At 64.6% G+C, this 19179-nt stretch carries 15 protein-coding genes; 1 reads left to right on the top strand and 14 read right to left on the bottom strand.

All coding sequences use genetic code 11. The features are described 5' to 3' along the window. Nucleotide 1: 1 nt before the first annotated feature. The 3 genes from argJ to R2N03_RS00195 form a co-directional block, all read right to left on the bottom strand. Nucleotides 2–1231 carry a bifunctional glutamate N-acetyltransferase/amino-acid acetyltransferase ArgJ gene (gene argJ / locus R2N03_RS00205; RefSeq protein ID WP_316653708.1) on the bottom strand — a complete coding sequence of 410 codons (1230 nt, stop codon included), beginning with the start codon at nt 1229–1231 and terminating at the stop codon, nt 2–4. 94 nt (nt 1232–1325) lie between these two features. Beyond that, nucleotides 1326–4130 (bottom strand): preprotein translocase subunit SecA, encoded by a 2805-nt coding sequence (gene secA / locus R2N03_RS00200; protein ID WP_316653707.1) that lies wholly within the window; start codon nt 4128–4130, stop codon nt 1326–1328. Nucleotides 4131–4377: 247 nt separating this feature from the next. After that, nucleotides 4378–5343, bottom strand: coding sequence for a M23 family metallopeptidase (locus R2N03_RS00195; protein ID WP_316653706.1), 966 nt, complete (start codon nt 5341–5343; stop codon nt 4378–4380). A gap of 69 nt (nt 5344–5412) precedes the next feature. On the opposite strand from R2N03_RS00195, the gene R2N03_RS00190 reads away from it, so the two are divergent. Continuing rightward, a complete protein-coding gene (locus R2N03_RS00190; RefSeq protein ID WP_316656463.1) occupies nt 5413–5934 on the top strand; it encodes a DciA family protein in 522 nt (173 codons plus the stop codon). Between the two features lie 49 nt (nt 5935–5983). Here the strand turns inward: R2N03_RS00190 and lpxC are convergent, their stop codons facing one another. From lpxC to mraY, 11 genes are all read right to left on the bottom strand, one after another. Then, entirely contained in the window at nt 5984–6901 is a 918-nt protein-coding gene (gene lpxC / locus R2N03_RS00185; protein ID WP_316653705.1) for a UDP-3-O-acyl-N-acetylglucosamine deacetylase, read from the bottom strand. A gap of 245 nt (nt 6902–7146) precedes the next feature. Then, nucleotides 7147–7647 carry a peroxiredoxin gene (locus R2N03_RS00180; protein WP_316656461.1) on the bottom strand — a complete coding sequence of 167 codons (501 nt, stop codon included), beginning with the start codon at nt 7645–7647 and terminating at the stop codon, nt 7147–7149. A 446-nt stretch (nt 7648–8093) separates the two neighbouring features. After that, nucleotides 8094–9296 carry a cell division protein FtsZ gene (ftsZ, locus tag R2N03_RS00175; RefSeq protein ID WP_316656460.1) on the bottom strand — a complete coding sequence of 401 codons (1203 nt, stop codon included), beginning with the start codon at nt 9294–9296 and terminating at the stop codon, nt 8094–8096. 140 nt (nt 9297–9436) lie between these two features. Then, entirely contained in the window at nt 9437–10669 is a 1233-nt protein-coding gene (ftsA, locus tag R2N03_RS00170; RefSeq protein ID WP_316653704.1) for a cell division protein FtsA, read from the bottom strand. Next, the gene (locus R2N03_RS00165) at nt 10666–11553 is read right to left on the bottom strand and encodes a cell division protein FtsQ/DivIB (protein ID WP_316653703.1); all 888 of its coding nucleotides are present in this window, start codon (nt 11551–11553) and stop codon (nt 10666–10668) included. Before R2N03_RS00165 ends, ftsA begins: the two co-directional genes overlap by 4 nt. A 23-nt stretch (nt 11554–11576) precedes the next feature. Then, on the bottom strand, nt 11577–12572 hold the full coding sequence (locus R2N03_RS00160; protein WP_316653702.1) for a D-alanine--D-alanine ligase: 996 nt from the start codon (nt 12570–12572) through the stop codon (nt 11577–11579). After that, nucleotides 12569–14020 carry a UDP-N-acetylmuramate--L-alanine ligase gene (murC, locus tag R2N03_RS00155; RefSeq protein WP_316653701.1) on the bottom strand — a complete coding sequence of 484 codons (1452 nt, stop codon included), beginning with the start codon at nt 14018–14020 and terminating at the stop codon, nt 12569–12571. Before murC ends, R2N03_RS00160 begins: the two co-directional genes overlap by 4 nt. A 15-nt stretch (nt 14021–14035) precedes the next feature. After that, nucleotides 14036–15133 carry an undecaprenyldiphospho-muramoylpentapeptide beta-N-acetylglucosaminyltransferase gene (gene murG / locus R2N03_RS00150; RefSeq protein ID WP_316653700.1) on the bottom strand — a complete coding sequence of 366 codons (1098 nt, stop codon included), beginning with the start codon at nt 15131–15133 and terminating at the stop codon, nt 14036–14038. Beyond that, nucleotides 15130–16371, bottom strand: a complete 1242-nt coding sequence (gene ftsW / locus R2N03_RS00145; RefSeq protein ID WP_316653699.1) for a putative lipid II flippase FtsW — start codon at nt 16369–16371, stop codon at nt 15130–15132. The genes murG and ftsW overlap by 4 nt, the downstream gene beginning before the upstream one ends. Further along, complete coding sequence (gene murD, locus R2N03_RS00140) at nt 16368–17867, bottom strand: UDP-N-acetylmuramoyl-L-alanine--D-glutamate ligase (RefSeq protein WP_316656458.1); 1500 nt, start codon at nt 17865–17867, stop codon at nt 16368–16370. The genes ftsW and murD overlap by 4 nt, the downstream gene beginning before the upstream one ends. Before the next feature lie 128 nt (nt 17868–17995). After that, on the bottom strand, nt 17996–19165 hold the full coding sequence (gene mraY / locus R2N03_RS00135) for a phospho-N-acetylmuramoyl-pentapeptide-transferase (RefSeq protein ID WP_316653698.1): 1170 nt from the start codon (nt 19163–19165) through the stop codon (nt 17996–17998). Nucleotides 19166–19179: the final 14 nt, after the last annotated feature.

Here is a 19179-nt window from a genome sequence, read left to right as displayed (position 1 = left end):
ATTACGAACGGTAGTCCGCGTTGATCGACACGTAGTCGTGCGAGAAGTCGCACGTCCACACGTTGGCGGTGGCGTCGCCGCGGCCGAGCGCGATGCGCACGGTGATCTCCGCCTGCTTCATCACACGCTGGCCGTCTTCTTCGCGGTACTCGGGGTTGCGGCCACCGTCACGCGCGACCCACACGTCGTCGAGCCACAGGTTGACGCCGTTTACATCAAGGTCCGTCACGCCAGCGTAGCCGACGGCCGCCAGGATGCGGCCGAGGTTGGGGTCCGAAGCGTAGAACGCGGTCTTGACCAGCGGCGAATGTGCGACCGCATAGGCGATCAGGCGACACTCCTCAACGTTGCGGCCGCCCTCGACCTGGATGGCCATGAACTTGGTCGCACCCTCGCCGTCGCGCACGATCTTCTGCGCAAGCTCTTGCGCGAGGCCCGTCAGCGCATCGCGCAGCGCCGCGTAATCAGGGTGCGATTCGGAATCGATGCGCGGCGTGCCGGCGCGGCCCGTCGCGATGACGACGAACGAGTCGTTGGTCGACGTATCGCCGTCCACCGTCACGCTGTTGAACGAATGATCGGCGGCGTGGCGCACCAGACCTTGCAGCACAGCTTCGTCCACATTGGCATCGGTGGCGATGAAGCCCAGCATCGTCGCCATGTTCGGACGGATCATGCCCGCGCCCTTGCTGATGCCCGACATGCGCACCGTCTTGCCCGACAGCGTGCACGTGGCCGACGCCGCCTTGGGTACGGTGTCGGTGGTCATGATGGCCTCCGCGGCTGCCAGCCAGTTGTCCGGCTTGGCGTTCGCCTCAGCCGCAGGCAGTCCGGCGATGATGCGGTCGACCGGCAGCGGCTCCAGAATTACGCCCGTGGAGAACGGCAGCACCTGCTCCGCCGACACGCCCAGCAGCTTGGCCACGGCATCGCAGGTCTGGCGTGCATGCGCGAGGCCCGGCGCGCCCGTGCCGGCATTCGCGTTGCCCGTGTTCACAACGATCGCCCGCGCCCCCTTGCCGCTCGCCAGATGCTCGCGGCACACCTGCACTGGCGCCGCGCAGAAACGGTTCTGCGTGAACACACCAGCCACCGCCGAGCCCTCGGCGATACGAACGAGCAGCACATCCTTGCGATTGGCCTTGCGTACACCGGCCTCGGCCCAGCCGAGTTCCACGCCGTCGATCGGCAACAGTGAGTCAGCGGCGGGCGCGACGAGATTCACAGCCATGGAGCACACCTTTCAAATAAGGATGCCCGCATTGCGGGCATCGTGAATCAACGGAAAACGAGGCGCGCCGCCCAGGCGGCGCGTCTGGGCAGCGTCAAACCAGCTTGCCGTGGCACTGCTTGTACTTCTTGCCCGAACCGCACGGGCACGGGTCATTGCGTCCGACCTTGGGCACTTCGCCCGCCAGCGCCGCCGCTGCCGCAGATGCCGCCGAACGCTGCGCGGCCATCGCTGGTGCGGCCCCGTGGATCTCGGCGTCGCCAGCCGCAACTTCGGCGAGGTCGTCGAACTCGTCGTGCTTGTACTGCAAGTTGGTCAGCGCCGAAAGGTCTTCTTCGATCTGCTCGGAAGCCTGCTCCAGCTCCTCTTGCGACTGGATACGCACCGTGAAGACAATACGCGTGACTTCATTGCGGATGGTATCGAGCAAGCGGCCGAACAATTCGAACGACTCGCGCTTGTACTCTTGCTTCGGGTCCTTCTGCGCATAGCCGCGCAGGTGGATGCCCTGGCGCAGCATGTCGAGCGCAGCCAGGTGCTCACGCCAGTGCGTGTCGAGGCTTTGCAGCATCACCGAACGCTCGAAGCCGGCGAACGACTCGCGGCCCACTTGCGCCACCTTGCCTTCGTACACCGCTTCGGCAGCCTCCAGCACCATCTTGAGCAGGTCTTCGTCTTCGATCGACTGCGCGTCTTCCAGCGTCTTCACCAGCGGCTGGTCGACACCCCAGTCTTCGCGCAGAATCTTCTCCAGGCCGGCAACATCCCACTGCTCTTCCATGGTCTCGGCCGGCACATACGTGCGGAACAGCTCGGTGAACACGGACTCGCGCAGGTTCTTGACCAGATCGCCCACGTCCTGCGCTTCGAGAATCTCGTTACGCAGCTTGTAGAGTTCCTTGCGCTGATCGTTGGAGACGTCGTCGTACTGCAGCAGTTGCTTGCGGATATCGAAGTTGCGGCCTTCGACCTTGCGCTGCGCCGATTCGATCGAGCGCGTGACGATGCCGGCTTCGATCGGCTCGCCTTCGGGCATCTTCAGGCGATCCATGATCGCGCGCACGCGGTCGCCCGCGAAGATGCGCAGCAGCTGATCGTCCAACGACAGATAAAAGCGCGACGAACCCGGATCACCCTGACGACCGGCACGGCCCCGCAACTGGTTATCGATCCGGCGCGACTCGTGGCGCTCGGTACCGACAATGTGCAGACCACCGGCGGCCTTCACCTGCTCGTGCAGCGATTGCCATTCGTCCTGCAGTTGCTTCACGCGTGCGGCCTTCTCTTCATCAGAGAGCGATTCGTCCGCCATCACGAAAGCGGATTGCTTCTCCACGTTGCCGCCCAGCACGATGTCGGTACCGCGACCGGCCATGTTGGTGGCGATGGTGATCGCCTTCGGCCGGCCCGCTTCCGCGATGATGGCGGCTTCGCGCTCATGCTGCTTCGCGTTGAGCACCTGGTGCGGCAGCTTGACCTGGTTCAGCAGGTTCGACAGCAGCTCGGAGTTTTCGATGGACGTCGTGCCCACCAGCACCGGCTGACCACGCTCGTAGCAATCGCGAATATCGCGAATGACGGCGTCGTAGCGCTCCTTCGAGGTCTTGTAGATCTGATCCTGCAAGTCCTTGCGCTGCGGCGTGCGGTTGGTCGGGATCACCACGGTTTCAAGGCCGTAGATCTCCTGGAATTCGTACGCTTCCGTGTCCGCCGTGCCGGTCATGCCCGACAGCTTGTTGTACATGCGGAAGTAGTTCTGGAACGTGATGGTCGCCAGCGTCTGGTTTTCCTGCTGGATCTGCACGCCTTCCTTGGCCTCCACGGCCTGGTGCAGACCGTCGGACCAACGGCGGCCCGACATCAGGCGGCCGGTGAATTCATCGACGATCACCACTTCACCGTTCTGCACCACGTAGTGCTGATCGCGGAAGAACAGGCTGTGCGCACGCAGGGCTGCGTACAGGTGGTGCATCAGCGTGATGTTCTGCGGCGCGTAGAGCGATTCACCCTCGGCGATCAGGCCTGCCTGGAGCAGGATCTGCTCAGCCTTTTCATGGCCCGATTCAGTCAGATAGACCTGGTGCGATTTTTCGTCGACGTAGTAGTCGCCCGGCTTCTCGACGCCCGTGCCATCCGACTTCTCTTCGCCGATCTGGCGCGTAAGCTGCGCGGGGATGCCGTTCATGCGGCGGTACAGGTCGGTGTGATCTTCGGCCTGGCCGGAGATGATCAGCGGGGTACGCGCTTCATCGATCAGGATCGAGTCCACCTCGTCGACGATCGCGTAGTTCAGCGGACGCTGCACGCGCTGGCCGGCGTCGTACACCATGTTGTCGCGCAGGTAGTCGAAGCCGAACTCGTTGTTGGTGCCGTAGGTGATGTCCGACGCGTAGGCGGCCTGCTTCTGGTCGTGGTCCATGGTGGTCAGGTTGACCCCCACCGACAGGCCCAGCCAGTTGTACAGGCGGCCCATCCACTCGGCATCGCGCTGGGCAAGGTAATCGTTGACCGTCACGACGTGCACGCCCTGGCCTGAGATGGCGTTCAGGTACACGGCCAGCGTCGCGGTCAGTGTCTTGCCTTCACCCGTGCGCATTTCGGCGATCTTGCCGTCGTGCAGCACCATGCCACCGACCAGCTGCACGTCGAAGTGCCGCATCTTCATCACGCGCTTGCTGGCCTCGCGGCACACGGCAAACGCTTCGGGCAGCAGCGCATCCAGCGTCTCGCCCTTGGCGAAGCGTTGGCGGAACTCCTCGGTCTTGGCCTGCAGCTCGGTATCGGAGAGCGCCTCGAACTTCGGTTCGAGCGCGTTGATCTGCGCCACCTTGCGGCGGTACTGTTTGATCAGCCGCTCATTGCGGCTGCCGAAAATCTTCTTGAGAAGGCCCGTGATCATCGATGGCTAGGGGCGGTGAACCACCAGAATCGCCTCGCGCGACACGGCGAAACGCAGGCAGCGCAACGGCCCAGAAAGGGTTGGCGCAAAGGCGGGAGTTTAGCATGTGCAAAACGCCCGCTTGATGGCGGCAGGCCGGCCGGATGTGGCAGGAACGCCGCACTTTGCAGCAGCACCGGGGCATGCCCTTAGGCCACAGGCTCATAGGGAACTGGGGGCAGGCACCCCCGATTGCAACCGTGGCGCGTCAGTGACCAGCGCTGGCCATGCCCTTACCAATATCCGCGTCTGCAAGCTGCGGCACAGGTGTCTGCTTGCCAGCCAGCTTGGGCTGGCCGGCGTTCTCCAGGAAAGCCACCGGATTCTGCGGCACATCGTTGACGTGCACCTCGAAATGCAGATGCGGCCCCGTGGCGCGGCCGGTACGGCCGATCAGTGCAATGCGCTCGCCTGCCTTGACGATATCGCCGACCTTCACGAACACCTTCGACGCGTGGGCATAGCGGGTCTTCAGGCCATTGCCGTGATCGATATCGACCATATTGCCGTAGTCGCTACGGTATTCACTGGCTACCACGACGCCGCCTGCGGCGGCCACGATCGGGGTGCCGACCGGCGCGACGAAATCCACGCCATCGTGCTGCGTACGCCTGCCGGTGAACGGGTCGATCCGCACCCCGAAGCCCGATGAGTCATAGCCGGTGGCCACAGGGCGGACAGTTGGCATCATCTTGGCGTGGATCTGCCGATCCATCAGCGTGCTTTCGAGCACGCTGAAATAGTCGTTGCGCTGGTCTGCCGAGCGCGTCAGGCGATCCAGTTCTGACTGGATCTCGGGCATCGACATCGGCCGCGAGAACGCGCCCTCCGGGCCGCCGCGCCCCGGCTGCGACTTGAAGTCGAACTCACGGGGCGGCACGCCTGCCAGCCCGGACACGCGCGCGCCCAAGGCATCGAGCCGCACCAGTTGCGCCTGCATTTCGCCGATGCGCGCGGCCATCAGGTTCAGGTTTTCGCGCATGACGCGCGTGTCGCCACCGGGACTCGCCGAAGCACCGGCTCCGGGCAGCAACCCTTGCTTGGCCGCAAGCCATGTTCCGCCGACGGACAGAGCCGCCACGGTCAGCAGTGCCGCACCAATAGCCACGAAGACGCCGCGTCGCGACAGGTGCGTCGCGCCGGCCTTGCGTGGGTGAATCAGGATGATCTGCATCGCTCGATTTCCGGACAAAAAAGCTGCCCACCGGCACGAAAGCACAATGAAGGGCCCTACAATGCCGGCATGCGAATCTTTGTTCATCCCGCTCTCAAGACGCCGGTGGCAAAACCCGTCCAGGACTGGCTTTCGGGTGCCGGTTCGGTCGGCCCGCTGATGCAGGCGGCCAGGCAATTGGCGTCGTTGGAAGCGGAGGTGTTGTCGCTGTTGCCGCCCGGCTTGGGCGGCGGTGTGGCCATCGGCGGCATCAAGAACGATGCGCGCGACAGCCGGGAAGCGACTCTGGTGTTGCTCGCCGCACATAGTGCGGCTGCGGCGCGCTTACGGCAGGTGGTACCCACCTTGCTGGAGCGTCTGCAGCGCCGGGGATCGCAGATTACCGCAATTCGTGTACGGGTACAACCGCAGGGCGGGAGCGACAGTTTATGGCCACAAGAGATCGAAAAGCCGCCTAAACGCGCCAAGATGACGGCAGTTGGGGTCAACAGCCTGGCGGCACTCGCCAACGAACTGCCCGATTCGCCACTTCGGCAGGCCTTGGCCGAAATGGTTGCGCGGCACGTTGCACCTGCCGGCAAGCCCAAATGAAAAGCGCCCCGCGGGGCGCTTTTTTCATACAGACAACCGCATCAGCCGATCACGAGAACGCCGGTTGCAACTGCGGCAGGAACGCGCGCGGCGCCTCTTCCACCTTGTCGAACGAGACGATTTCGTAGGCCGTTTCATCTGCCAGCAAGGCGCGCAGCAGCGCGTTGTTCAGGCCATGCCCCGACTTGTGTGCAGTGTACGCCGCGATCAGGGGATGGCCGACTACGTACAGGTCGCCAATCGCGTCGAGTATCTTGTGGCGGACAAACTCGTCGCCGTAACGCAGTTCGTCGTTGTTGAGCATGCGGTGCTCGTCGAGCACGATGGCGTTGTCGAGGCTGCCGCCGCGCGCCAACCCGACCTCGCGCAGCATCTCGACTTCATGTGCGAAACCGAAGGTGCGAGCGCGGGCGATTTCACGGGTGTAGCTCGTGTCGGCGAAATCGATTTCGAATGTCTGGCCGGTCTTGTCGACGGCCGGGTGCCGGAACTCGATCGTAAACGACAGCTTGAAGCCAAAATACGGATCGAGGCGGGCAAACTTGTCGCCTTCGCGGATTTCCACCGGCTTGAGCACGCGGATGAACTGCTTGGCCGCGCCCTGCTCTTCGATACCCGCCGACTGCAGCAGGAACACGAACGACGCCGCGCTGCCATCCATGATCGGAATCTCTTCCGCGTCGACATCCACGTACAGGTTGTCGATGCCGAGACCGGCGCACGCAGACATCAGGTGTTCCACGGTCGAGACGCGAGCACCATCCTTCTGGAGCACGGAGGCCAGGCGCGTGTCACCGATCGCATTGGCGTTGGCGGGAATCTCGACGGCAGGGTCCAAGTCGACGCGCGTGAAGACGATGCCCGTGCCCACGGCAGCCGGCCGCAACGTCAGCGTTACCTTGCGGCCCGAGTGCAACCCGATGCCGACGGTCTTGACGACGGACTTGATGGTGCGTTGTTTCAACATGGCCGCCCTCGACTCACAGAACCTTCACGATTGTTTTTATCTATGCAGGACGCATAGGTGATAACCCTAAGCATACCATTTTCAGCCCCCCACCCTCAAAGCGACTTTTGTATCGGGATGTTAGGGGTCCACATATTCCGCTCAATCTGAGCGCGTGCAGAATCAGGACCCGGGCTCGGGCAACCTTGAGCCGTGACGGGAAAGCGGGCGGTATTCCGCCATTCGGTTGAGGGGCGAGCGCGGCGTCAGAGTATCGCGAGGACGGCTTCTGCGCTGCTGACGACGAACTGCCCAGGCGCCTCGACCTGTAGCGCTGTTACCACACCGTCTTTCACGATCATCGCGTAACGCTGCGAGCGCACGCCCATGCCCCGCTGGGTCAGATCCTGATCGAGACCGACCTTGCGTGTGAATTCGGCGCTGCCATCGGCCAGCATGCGGATCTTGTCGCCTGTTACCTGCGAGCGCGCCCATGCCCCCATCACGAAGGCATCGTTGACCGATACACACCAGATTTCATCAACACCCTTGGCGCGCAATTCGTCGTAATGCTCGACGTAGCCGGGCACATGACGCGCTGAACACGTCGGAGTGAACGCCCCGGGCAATCCGAAGATGACGACCGTCTTGCCCTCCGCCAGGTGTTTGACGGAGAAGGCATTGGGGCCCAGGGCGCAGCCGTCCTTCTCACTTTCGAAGAACTCGTAGAGCGTTGCGTCTGGAAGCGGTTGACCAGGCTGGATCATGATCATCACAAAGCGTTGCGCACGAATCTCTCGATCATAGAACCGGATCACGGTTCGTGGCGAGCAGCCCATCAACCCGAGGGCGTCAGCCTGAAAGCAGCGCACACGCGTGAGCTGGGCGGGACCATGCCGCGCGGCGAAGCGCGGGCACGTTCATAGAACGAGACCGCCCGCGTGAGGCAATCACGCGGGCGGTCTTGGGAGACAACAACATCGCACCACGCGGCGCGCGATGAACGGGCACACCCGCCGGGCGGGTTGAACCCTTCCGGGGAGGCGGCCAGAGGCCAACCTGCCCGGCGGCAACGACTGTGTCCGGTTCATCGCGCGCTGTCGGCTGGCGGGCGGCGGGCCGTCACATCGCGGCGGTCACGGGAGGGGAGCCGTGAGCCGCGCGCGACGTGGGGTGCCGCGGGCTGCCGGACGTGCGCGGGCGAGGCGCCGGATCAGTCAGCCTGCTTGCGCAGGAATGCCGGGATGTCGTACGTATCGACACCCTTTTCCTGCAGGGCCGCCACGTGCGCCGATGCGGATTCACGCGAGCTGCGCCAAACGGCCGGGGTGTCGAAGTTGCTGTAGTCGGGCGCGGCTGCCACGGCATGACCCATGGCGCCACCGCCGAAGGCTACCGGCTGGTTGTCCGTACCGGTCTTCAGCAGCGTCATCGTCTGCTGCTGTTGTTGCTTGTTGCGAGCGGCGCGGCCCAGGCCCGTGGCAACCACGGTCACGCGCAGCGCGTCGCCCATGGCGTCGTCGTAGACCGTACCGAAAATGACGGTGGCATCTTCCGCGGCATAGCTGCGGATGGTGTTCATCACTTCCTTGGTCTCGGACAGCTTGAGCGAGCGGCTGGCCGTGATGTTCACCAGCACGCCACGCGCGCCCGACAGGTCCACGCCTTCCAGCAGCGGGCTGGCCACGGCTTGCTCAGCGGCCAGACGCGCACGGTCGACGCCGGACACGGTGGCCGTGCCCATCATCGCCTTGCCTTGCTCGCCCATCACGGTCTTCACGTCTTCAAAGTCGACGTTCACCAGACCATCGACGTTGATGATTTCCGCAATGCCGGCCACCGCGTTGTGCAGCACGTCGTCGGCGCACTGGAAGCACTTGTCCATCTCGGCGTCGTCGCCCATGACTTCGAAGAGCTTTTCGTTCAGCACGACGATCAGCGAATCGACGTTGCCTTCGAGGTCGTTGGCGCCATGCTCGCCGACCTTGGCGCGGCGTGCGCCTTCGAAGTCGAACGGCTTGGAGACCACGCCCACGGTCAGGATGCCCATTTCCTTGGCGATCTGCGCGACCACCGGGGCGGCGCCCGTACCCGTGCCGCCGCCCATGCCAGCGGTGATGAAGACCATGTGCGCGCCGCGCAGTGCGTCGGCGATCTGCTCACGGGCTTCTTCTGCGCAGTGCTTGCCCACCTCGGGCTTGGCGCCGGCGCCCAGGCCCGTGCTGCCCAGTTGCAGCACGCGCGACGCGGTCGAGCGCTTGAGTGCCTGCGCATCGGTGTTCATGCAGATGAATTCCACGCCTTGCACGCCGCGGTTGATCATGTGCTGCACGGCATTGCCGCCCGCGCCGCCGACGCCGACCACCTTGATGATGGTGCCGTCCTGCATTTCCGTTTCAATCATGTCGAAGTCCATCATTGCCTCCAGAAGTGATCAGTCCCAGACGATGCAGCCTCCCCGCCGCAACCCCTGGTTCCTGAACGAAAAACATCAAAAACAAGAAATCAAACCTGCTCCCCCTGGGGAGCACATCGCCAATACCCAAGCAAGCACGCTCAGAAGTTGCCGATGAACCATTCCTTCATGCGCGTCCAGACCTGCTTGACCGATCCGGACTGCACCACCACCTTGCGGCCACGCATGCGCTGCACGCGGCCCTCCTGCAGCAGACCCATCACCGTTGCATAGCGCGGGCTCTTGACGACTTCATGCAGGTTGCCCCGGTACTCAGGCACGCCCACGCGCACGGGCTTCAGGAACATGTCTTCACCCAGCTCGACCATGCCCGGCATCATCGCGGTGCCGCCGGTGAGGACGACACCGCTCGAGAGCAGCTCCTCGTAGCCCGACTCACGCACCACCTGATGCACCAGCGAGAACAGCTCTTCCACGCGCGGCTCGATCACGGCGGCCAGCGCCTGGCGCGAGAGCGTGCGCGGGCCGCGGTCGCCCACGCCAGGCACATCGATCATCTCGTCCGGATCCGCCAGCACCTGCTTGGCGATGCCATATTGGATCTTGATGTCCTCGGCATCCGGCGTCGGCGTGCGCAGGGCCATGGCGATGTCGTTGGTGATCTGGTCGCCGGCGATGGGGATCACGGCCGTGTGCCGGATCGCGCCTTCGCTGAAGATGGCGATGTCGGTCGTGCCGCTGCCGATGTCGACCAGCACCACGCCGAGTTCCTTCTCGTCTTCGGTCAGCACCGCCAGGCTCGACGCCAGCGGCTGCAGGATCAGGTCGTGCACTTCCAGTCCGCAGCGGCGTACGCACTTGACGATGTTCTGCGCCGCGCTCACGGCACCGGTCACGATGTGCACTTTCACCTCGAGCCGGATGCCGCTCATGCCGATCGGCTCGCGCACGTCTTCCTGGCCGTCGATGATGAATTCCTGCGTGAGGATGTGCAGGATCTGCTGGTCGGTCGGGATGTTGACGGCCTTGGCGGTCTCGATCACGCGCGCCACATCGGCGGGGGTGACTTCCTTGTCCTTGATCGCCACCATGCCGCTCGAATTGAAGCTGCGGATGTGGCTGCCCGCGATACCGGTGAAGACCTCGCTGATCTTGCAGTCGGCCATCAGCTCCGCTTCTTCGAGCGCTTTCTGGATCGACTGGACGGTCGCCTCGATGTTCACGACGACGCCCTTCTTGAGCCCCTTCGATTCGGTCTGGCCCATGCCAATGACCTCGTAGGCGCCGTCGGGGCGAAGCTCGGCCACCACCGCCACCACCTTGGAGGTGCCGATATCCAGCCCGACCAGAAGATCCTTGTATTCCTTGCTCATCGCGTTTTCTCTGTGCTTCGCGTTGCTTTGTTATTGGCCCCTGCATCGGCCTTCGCCTTTGCAGCATTGCCGGTGCCGGGCAGCTTGCCCCCCTTTGCCAGCACCGCGGCCTGCGCATCGGTCAGGAAGCGCACACCCGCCGCCCGAACTGCGAACCCGTTGGGGTATCGCAAATCGGCGTATTCAATCTGACCGCCCCAGCGCTGCGTCACCTGCGGCCAGGCGCGCACGAAGCGGCGGGCGCGGGCAGCCAGGGCCGTGCGGTCATCGTCATTCAATTCGCGGCCGAACTCGATCACCGTGCCGTTGGACAACCGCGCTCGCCATGCGTAGCGATTGGTCAGCGTCACGCTCACCGGCTCGACGTTCATTGGCTTGAACCACTCGGTCATGGTCTCCAGCTTGTCGACCACTTCCTGCTCGCTGCCTTCGGGGCCAGCAAGCGCAACCAGATCGGTGTCGTCCTCCGCCTCGGCCAGGTTGGCCACGAAGACTTCGCCGTATGTATTGACCAGCTTGCCGGAATCGTTGCCGCCCCACGTGCCCAGCGCCTCGTGCTCCTGCACTTCAACCAACAGGCCATTGGGCCAGACGCGACGCACACTCGCGCGGCGCACCCATGGCACCGACTCGAATGCCTGACGGGCTTCATCCAGGTTCAGCGAGAAGAAGTTGCCACGCAGCTTGACCAGCGCGTTGGCGCGAAGGCTCGGCACATTGACGTGACGCAGCTCCCCACCCGCCATGGGTACGACACGCACCTGCTGCAACTGGAACATCGGGCGCTGCATGAGCCAGACCGCGCCGACGCCCAAGCCGCCCAGCGCGAGCAGCGCATACAGCGCACTCGCGATGGCGTTGAGGAGACGGGTGTTGTGCCACATAACGTTGTGCCGACCGGTTTCGCTTACTCTGGTTTCCAATCACTGCTTGCGTGCAGCTCAAGCGACGCACTGGCCGCCAGTTGCAACACGAAATCCTCATAGCTGATCCCGGCAGCGCGCGCGCCCATCGGCACCAGCGAATGCCCGGTCATGCCCGGCGACGTGTTCATCTCCAGCAGGAACGGCGCGTTGTCGGACTTGCGCAGCATGATGTCGGCGCGGCCCCAGCCACGGCAGCCCAGCCCGCGATACGCCTGCACCACCAGGGCCTGCACGCGCGCGGCCACGTCGGCGGGAATCGGTGCCGGACATTCGTAGCGCGTGTCGTCGGTGAAGTACTTGTTCTGGTAGTCGTAGTTCGCCTGCGGCGCGACGATGCGGATGAGCGGCAAGGCGGTCGCGCTTTCACCTTCGCCGATGATCGGGCAGGTCAGTTCGTCGCCTTCGATGAACTGCTCTGCCATCACGTCGCGGTCCAGGCGCGCAGCCTTTTCGTAGGCGGCGGGCAGCTCGGCGGCGCTCGTGACCTTGGTCAGGCCGATCGACGAACCTTCGCGCGCCGGCTTGACGATCAGCGGCAGGCCAAGGCGGTCGGCCACGGCCTGCCAGTCACTGCCGGCATGGAGCATGACGAAATCAGGCGTGGGCAGGCCGTGGGTCTGCCATTGGCGCTTGGTGGCTTCCTTGTCCATCGCCAGCGCAGACGCGAGTACGCCGCTGCCGGTGTACGGAATGCCGAACTGCTCGAGCAGGCCCTGGATCGTGCCGTCTTCGCCAAAGCGGCCGTGCAGCGAGATCACCACGCGATCGAAACCTTGCCTGGCAAGATCGGCCACCGCCTGCAGACCCGGATCAAACGGATGCGCATCGACGCCTCGCGAACGCAGCGCAGCCAGCACGCCGTTGCCGGACATCAGCGAGATCTCGCGTTCGGCGGAGCGACCGCCCATCAAGACGCCGACCTTCCCCAGTGACTTGGGATCAATCTTCGGATGCGGCACAAACGGTCCGGTCGTCATGCTGCGGCGCCTCCGTTCAGATCGACCACATTCGATGCGCGCACTTCGGCCTGCCGGGCCACCACCTGGCCGGGCACCTGTCCGATGGACCCGGCGCCCATGGTGATGACCACGTCGCCATCACGCGCCGCATCCAGGATGGCTTGCGGCATCTCTTCGATCTGTTCCACGAATACGGGCTCGACCTTGTTGGCGACACGCAGCGCGCGGGTGAGCGACCGTCCGTCCGCCGCCACAATCGGCGGCTCGCCGGCGGCATAGACCTCGGCCAGCAGGAGCGCATCGACGGTACCAAGGATCTTCACGAAATCCTCGAAGCAGTCGCGCGTGCGCGTAAAGCGATGCGGCTGGAAAGCCAGCACGAGACGACGCCCCGGGAATGCACCACGGGCGGCTGCCAACGTGGCGGCCATCTCGACCGGGTGGTGACCGTAATCGTCGATGAGCGTGAAGCGGCCGTTGCCGTCAGCGGTCGGCACTTCGCCGTAGCGCTGGAAACGGCGGCCGACGCCGTTGAACTCCGCCAGTGCCTTGACGATGGCTTCGTCCGGCACTTCGAGTTCGGTGGCGATGGCGATGGCGGCCAACGCGTTCTGCACGTTGTGCATGCCGGGCAGGTTCAGCGTGATCGACAGCGGCGGCTCCGCATGGCCGTTGAGCTGTCGGATGACGGTGAATTCCATGCGGCCATCGACGGCACGCGCGTTGACCGCGCGCACCTGCGCGTCTTCGGCAAAGCCATAACGGACGATCGGCTTGGAGACGAACGGCAGAATCTCGCGCACATTCGGGTCATCCACGCACAACACGGCAATGCCGTAGAACGGCAGGCGATGCGTGAACTCGATGAACGCCTGCTTCAGACGCGCGAAGTCGTGCCCGTAGGTGTCCATATGATCGGCATCGATGTTGGTGATGACCTCGATCACAGGGAACAGGTTGAGGAACGAGGCGTCGGACTCGTCCGCTTCGGCGACGATGAAATCGCCCGTGCCCAGCCGCGCATTGGCGCCGGCCGAGTTCAGGCGGCCACCAATCACGAAGGTCGGGTCCAGTCCGCCCTCGGCCAGCACGGATGCGACCAGGCTGGTCGTTGTCGTCTTGCCGTGCGTGCCGGCAATGGCAATGCCCTGCTTCAGCCGCATCAGCTCAGCGAGCATGACGGCGCGCGGCACGATCGGGATGCGCTTGGCACGCGCGGCCAGCACTTCCGGGTTGTCACCGCGCACGGCGGTGGAGACCACCACGGCGTTCGCCCCGACCACATGCTCCGGCGCATGACCCTGCATGACGGTCGCGCCCAGCGAAGCCAGACGCTGGGTCGCCGCGCTCGTGCCCAGATCGGAGCCTGTCACGCGGTAGCCCAGGTTGAGCAGCACTTCCGCGATGCCGCTCATGCCGGCACCACCGATGCCTACAAAATGGATGTTTTTGACGATGTGCTTCATCAGTCGATTCCTTCTCTATGCCCGTGCCACCGCAACACACACGTCGGCGACACGCTCGGCCGCTTCCGGCCTTGCCTGTTCGCGTGCTTTAGCCGCCATATCGGCCAATTGCGCACGCGTCAGGGACGCGAGTGTATCCGCCAGCGATGCCGGACTCAGTTTCGACTGAGGCACCAGCAAGGCCGCACCGCGTCCGGACAGGAAGCGCGCGTTGGTCGTCTGGTGATCGTCCACGGCATGTGGGAAAGGCACGAACAGCGCTGCGACGCCCGCCGCAGCCACTTCGGAAACGGTCATGGCACCCGCGCGGCAGATCACCAGATCTGCGTGCGCGTAAGCGGCTGCCATGTCGTCAATGAACGGAACGGCCTGCGCGTGCGTGTCGTCGATGCCCGCAGCGGCGTAATTCGCGCGCAGCGTGTCGATCTGCTTCGCGCCGGCCTGGTGGATCACGATGGGGCGGGAATCGGCGGGCAACAGCGCCAACGCCTTGGGCACGACGTCATTGAGCGCCGCAGCGCCCAGGCTGCCACCCACGACAAGCACGCGCAGCGCGCCGGTGCGCTCGGCGTAGCGCGTCTGCGGCGATGCGATCGTCGCCAGATCCGCGCGGATCGGATTGCCGACCCACTCTGCGTTGGCCAGCGCGTTCGGGAACGCGCACAGCACGCGATCGGCCACGCGCGCGAGCACGCGGTTGGCAAGACCGGCAATCGAATTCTGTTCGTGCAGCACCAGCGGGCGGCCCATCAGCACGCTCATCATGCCGCCCGGGAACGTGATGTAGCCGCCCATGCCGAGCACAACGTTCGGGCGCACACGGCGCACCACGCCGAGGCTCTGCCAGAACGCGCGCAACAGATTGAGCGGCAGCAGAAACTTGGTGAGGAGACCCTTGCCGCGCAAACCACCAAACTGCACCGACTCCAGAGGGAAGCCGTGCTTGGGCACCAGTTGCCCTTCCATGCCGTTTGCATTGCCGAGCCACACCACCTTCCAGCCGCGCGCGGCCAGCATCTTGGCCACCGACAGTGCGGGGAAGATGTGTCCGCCCGTGCCGCCGGCCATCACGAGAAGGGTGCGGGGCAGCGTGCCCGGCGCGTGCGCCGTCATACCTTGCCCCCCCGCATCAGCACGCGGTTCTCGTAGTCGATGCGCAGCATCAGCGCAATCGCCACGCAGTTCATGAGGATGCCGGAGCCGCCATAGCTCACCATCGGCAGGGTGAGGCCCTTGGTCGGCAGCAGACCGAGGTTCACGCCCATGTTGATGAAGGCCTGCCAGCCCATCCAGATGCCCAGTCCCTTGGCGACCAGCCCCGCAAACGTGCGGTCGAGCTGCAGCGCGGTGCGGCCGATCTCGAAGGAACGGCGCACCATCCAGTAGAACAGCAGAATCACGATCAGCACGCCCACGAATCCGAGCTCTTCCCCGATCACGGCCAGGATGAAGTCGGTGTGCGCTTCAGGCAGGTAATGCAGCTTTTCAATGCTGCCGCCCAGGCCGACACCCGTCCACTCACCGCGGCCGAAGGCGATGAGCGAATGGGTCAATTGGTACGCCTTGCCCTGCGCGTATTGCTCTTGCCACGGGTTGAGGTACGCGAAGATGCGCTCGCGCCGCCACGGCGACGCCACGATGAGGAGCGAGAACGTCGACACCGCCGTGAGTACCAGGCCGCCGAACAGCTTGCCGTTCACGCCACCCAGAAACAGGATGCCCATCGCCACGGCCGCGATCACCAGGAACGCGCCCATATCCGGCTCGAGCAGCAACAGCGAACCGACGAAAGCGACCGCGACACCCATCGGCAGGAAGCCCTTGCGGACGTTCTGCATCCAGTCCTGCTTGCGCACCGTGTAGTTGGCGGCGTACAGCACCACCGCCAGCTTCATCAGTTCCGACGGCTGGAAGTTCATGATGCCCAGCGGCAGCCAGCGTCGCGCACCGTTGACGCCCTTGCCGATATGCGGGATCAGCACGATCACCAGCAGCACGAGCGAGATGATGAAGAGCTTGGGCGCGTACTTGTCCCAGAACTTGACCGGAATCTGGAACGCCACGACAGCGGCCACCACGCCGATCACCAGCGAGAAGATGTGCCGCACCAGGAAGTGGCCGTTGCTGTAATTGGCGTACTTGGGCGAATCGGGCAGCGCGATCGAAGCGGAATACACCATCACCAGCCCGAGGCCCAGCAGCACGATCGCCACCCACATCAGCGGCTGGTCGTACTCCATCATCTTTGAGCGCGTGGGCTTGACGCCCGACACGGCATCGCGCAGGCCACCCCATGCATTGCCGATAGTCGCGCCGATGAAGCCGCTGCGCTTGATCTGGGCGTCGCTCATAGCATCACTCCCCGGTCTGCCGCGAGCGCGGCGACGGCCTCGTGGAACACCTGTGCGCGGTGCTCGTAATTGCGGAACATGTCGAAGCTCGCGCATGCCGGCGACAGCAACACGGCGTCGCCCGGCACTGCGCGCGCGGCGGCTTCGAGCACGGCGGCTTCGAGCGTCGGGGCATCCACCAACGTGACGCCGGTCGTGGCCAGTGCCTCGCGGATCAACGGTGCGTCTCGGCCGATCAGCACCACAGCGCGTGCGTACTGCGTCACTGGCCCAGCCAGCGGCGAGAAGTCCTGACCCTTACCCTCTCCGCCGGCAATCAGTACCACGTGCTTGGACAAGCCCGACAGCGCGGCAACCGTCGCACCAACATTGGTGCCTTTGCTGTCGTCAAAGAACTCGAGATCATCAAACGCGGCGATCAACTCGACGCGATGCGGCTCGCCGGCATAATCGCGCAGACCATGCAGCAAGGCGCTTACCGGCAAACCGATGGCGCGGCACAGCGCCAGCGCCGCCATCGCGTTGGCGGCGTTGTGCAGGCCGCGAATGCGCAAAGCATCTGCCGGCATCAGGCGCTTCAGGCGCACGGGGACCGGCGCGGTGGGCGCGGTGTCGCCTTTCTTACGGCGCGCCGGCTTGGGGAGATCGTCGTCTTCGGCCTCTGCCAGCACGATCCAGGGCATGCCGCCTTCGCGCAGCAGGCCCAGCGCATCGGGCGCGGTCGGCTCGTCGGTCCCGAAGGTGACATCACGGCCGCCCTTGCGGGCGAACGCCATCACGGCGGCGTCCTGGCGATTCAGCACGCGTACCGTGCTGGCACCGAAGATGCGGCCTTTGGCGGCGGCATAAGCTTCCATCGTGCCGTGCCAATCCAGGTGATCCTGCGTGATGTTGAGGATGGTCGCCGCGTCGGCGTCCAGCGTGTGCGTGGTCTCGAGCTGAAAGCTGGAGAGTTCCAGCACCCACACGTCCGGCAGCGTGTCAGCGTCGACACACTCGGAGAGCTTGTCCAGCGCCGAGGGGCTGATGTTGCCCGCCACACCAACGGTCTTGCCGGCCCGTTGCGCCAACGCGCCCGTGAGTGCCGTGGTGGTGGTCTTGCCATTCGTACCGGTAATGGCCAGCACGCGGGGGGCGTAGCCCTGCGCGGCCTTGAGGCCGGCCAGCGCGCGGGCGAACAGTTCGATCTCCCCCCAGACCGGCACGGTGCGTTCGTGGGCACCCGCCAGTAACGCAGCGACATTCGCATCCAGCGGGGACAGGCCGGGACTGATCGCCACCAGCGTCACGCCGTCGAGCAGCGACACGGCAAACGGACCGCTCACAAATTCAGCATCCGGAACGTGAGCCCGCAGCGCCGGCAGGTTGGCCGGCGCCTCGCGCGTGTCGGCCACGCGCACGCGCGCGCCATGGCGTGCGCACCAACGCGCCATCGCCAGGCCGGATTCGCCCAGGCCCAACACGAGCACGAACGGCGCATCGCATTCGCCGAACATCCGCGGCGCCTGTACCGTCTCCGCAGGCGGCATCGGCTCGGCCGAGTCGAACGTGGTCGCGACGGATTCGGGCAGCGATGCCATGTCGTCGTCGGGTGCGGTGGTTTCGGTCATGTTGGCCATGTCCGTCAGCGCAGCTTGAGGGTCGACAGACCGATCAGCACCAGCATCATGGTGATGACCCAGAAGCGCACGACCACCTGCGTCTCTTTCCAGCCGCCGAGCTCGAAGTGGTGATGCAGCGGCGCCATGCGGAACAGGCGCCGTCCCTCGCCGTAACGGCGCTTGGTGAACTTGAACCACGTCACCTGCAGCATCACCGAAACGGTCTCGGCCACGAAGATGCCGCCCATGATGAACAGCACGATCTCCTGCCGCACGATCACGGCAATCGTGCCAAGCGCACCGCCCAGTGCCAGCGCGCCGACGTCGCCCATGAACACCTGCGCCGGATGGGCGTTGAACCACAGGAACGCAAGCCCCGCCCCAGCCATCGCCGAGCAGAAGATCAGCAGTTCGCCCGCGCCAGGAATGTGCGGGAACAGCAGGTACTTGCTGTAGACGGCACTGCCCATCACGTAGGCAAAGATGCCCAGGGCGCTGCCCACCAGCACCACGGGCATGATGACGAGTCCGTCAAGGCCATCGGTGAGGTTCACCGCATTGCTGGAGCCGACGATGACCAGATACGTCAGGATGATGAAGCCGAACACTCCGAGCGGGTAGCTGATCTCTTTGAAGAACGGCACGATCAGGTGCGACTTGGCCGGCAGGTTGAGTGACAGGCCGCTGCGCACCCAATCCATGAACAGTTCAAGCACGCGCATGTTGCTCGTCTCGGACACCGAGAACGCCAGGTATGCCGCTGCAAAGAGGCCGATCACGGTCTGCCAGAAGAACTTCTCGCGCGACGACATGCCTTTCGGATCGCGGTGTACGACCTTGCGGTAGTCGTCCACCCAGCCGATGGCGCCGTAGCCGAGTGTCACCAGCAGCACGATCCAGATGAAGCGATTACCCCAATCGGCCCACAGCAGCGTCGATACCGCGATGCCGATGAGCACCAGCACACCGCCCATCGTCGGCGTGCCGGCCTTCACGAGGTGCGTCTGCGGGCCATAGCTGCGCACGGCCTGGCCGACTTTGAGTTCCGTCAGGCGACGGATCACGAACGGCCCGAACCCGAGGCCGATCACCAGCGCCGTGAGGGATGCCATCACGGCCCGGAACGTCAGATAGTTGAAGACGCGCAGGAAGCCATAGTCGTTCTGCAGCCACTGCGCCAATGCCAATAACATGGGTTCTTACATCC

It is taken from the genome of Ralstonia condita, from assembly GCF_958405655.1.
Classification (GTDB): domain Bacteria; phylum Pseudomonadota; class Gammaproteobacteria; order Burkholderiales; family Burkholderiaceae; genus Ralstonia; species Ralstonia condita.
Note: the sequence above shows the minus strand (reverse complement) of the source record. Positions and strands in the feature narration are given on the sequence as shown.

Bases quoted from the DNA above. Each gene is read 5' to 3' on its own strand.
- ftsW (WP_316653699.1), bottom strand. From the start codon at position 16,371: ATGAGCGACGCCCAGATCAAGCGCAGCGGCTTCATCGGCGCGACTATC.
- R2N03_RS00190 (WP_316656463.1), top strand. From the start codon at position 5,413: ATGCGAATCTTTGTTCATCCCGCTCTCAAGACGCCGGTGGCAAAACCC.
- ftsA (WP_316653704.1), bottom strand. From the start codon at position 10,669: ATGAGCAAGGAATACAAGGATCTTCTGGTCGGGCTGGATATCGGCACC.
- R2N03_RS00160 (WP_316653702.1), bottom strand. From the start codon at position 12,572: ATGACGACCGGACCGTTTGTGCCGCATCCGAAGATTGATCCCAAGTCA.
- R2N03_RS00165 (WP_316653703.1), bottom strand. From the start codon at position 11,553: ATGTGGCACAACACCCGTCTCCTCAACGCCATCGCGAGTGCGCTGTAT.
- R2N03_RS00195 (WP_316653706.1), bottom strand. From the start codon at position 5,343: ATGCAGATCATCCTGATTCACCCACGCAAGGCCGGCGCGACGCACCTG.
- secA (WP_316653707.1), bottom strand. From the start codon at position 4,130: ATGATCACGGGCCTTCTCAAGAAGATTTTCGGCAGCCGCAATGAGCGG.
- murC (WP_316653701.1), bottom strand. From the start codon at position 14,020: ATGAAGCACATCGTCAAAAACATCCATTTTGTAGGCATCGGTGGTGCC.
- argJ (WP_316653708.1), bottom strand. From the start codon at position 1,231: ATGGCTGTGAATCTCGTCGCGCCCGCCGCTGACTCACTGTTGCCGATC.
- murG (WP_316653700.1), bottom strand. From the start codon at position 15,133: ATGACGGCGCACGCGCCGGGCACGCTGCCCCGCACCCTTCTCGTGATG.
- lpxC (WP_316653705.1), bottom strand. From the start codon at position 6,901: ATGTTGAAACAACGCACCATCAAGTCCGTCGTCAAGACCGTCGGCATC.
- ftsZ (WP_316656460.1), bottom strand. From the start codon at position 9,296: ATGGACTTCGACATGATTGAAACGGAAATGCAGGACGGCACCATCATC.
- mraY (WP_316653698.1), bottom strand. From the start codon at position 19,165: ATGTTATTGGCATTGGCGCAGTGGCTGCAGAACGACTATGGCTTCCTG.
- R2N03_RS00180 (WP_316656461.1), bottom strand. From the start codon at position 7,647: ATGATCCAGCCTGGTCAACCGCTTCCAGACGCAACGCTCTACGAGTTC.
- murD (WP_316656458.1), bottom strand. From the start codon at position 17,867: ATGTTCGGCGAATGCGATGCGCCGTTCGTGCTCGTGTTGGGCCTGGGC.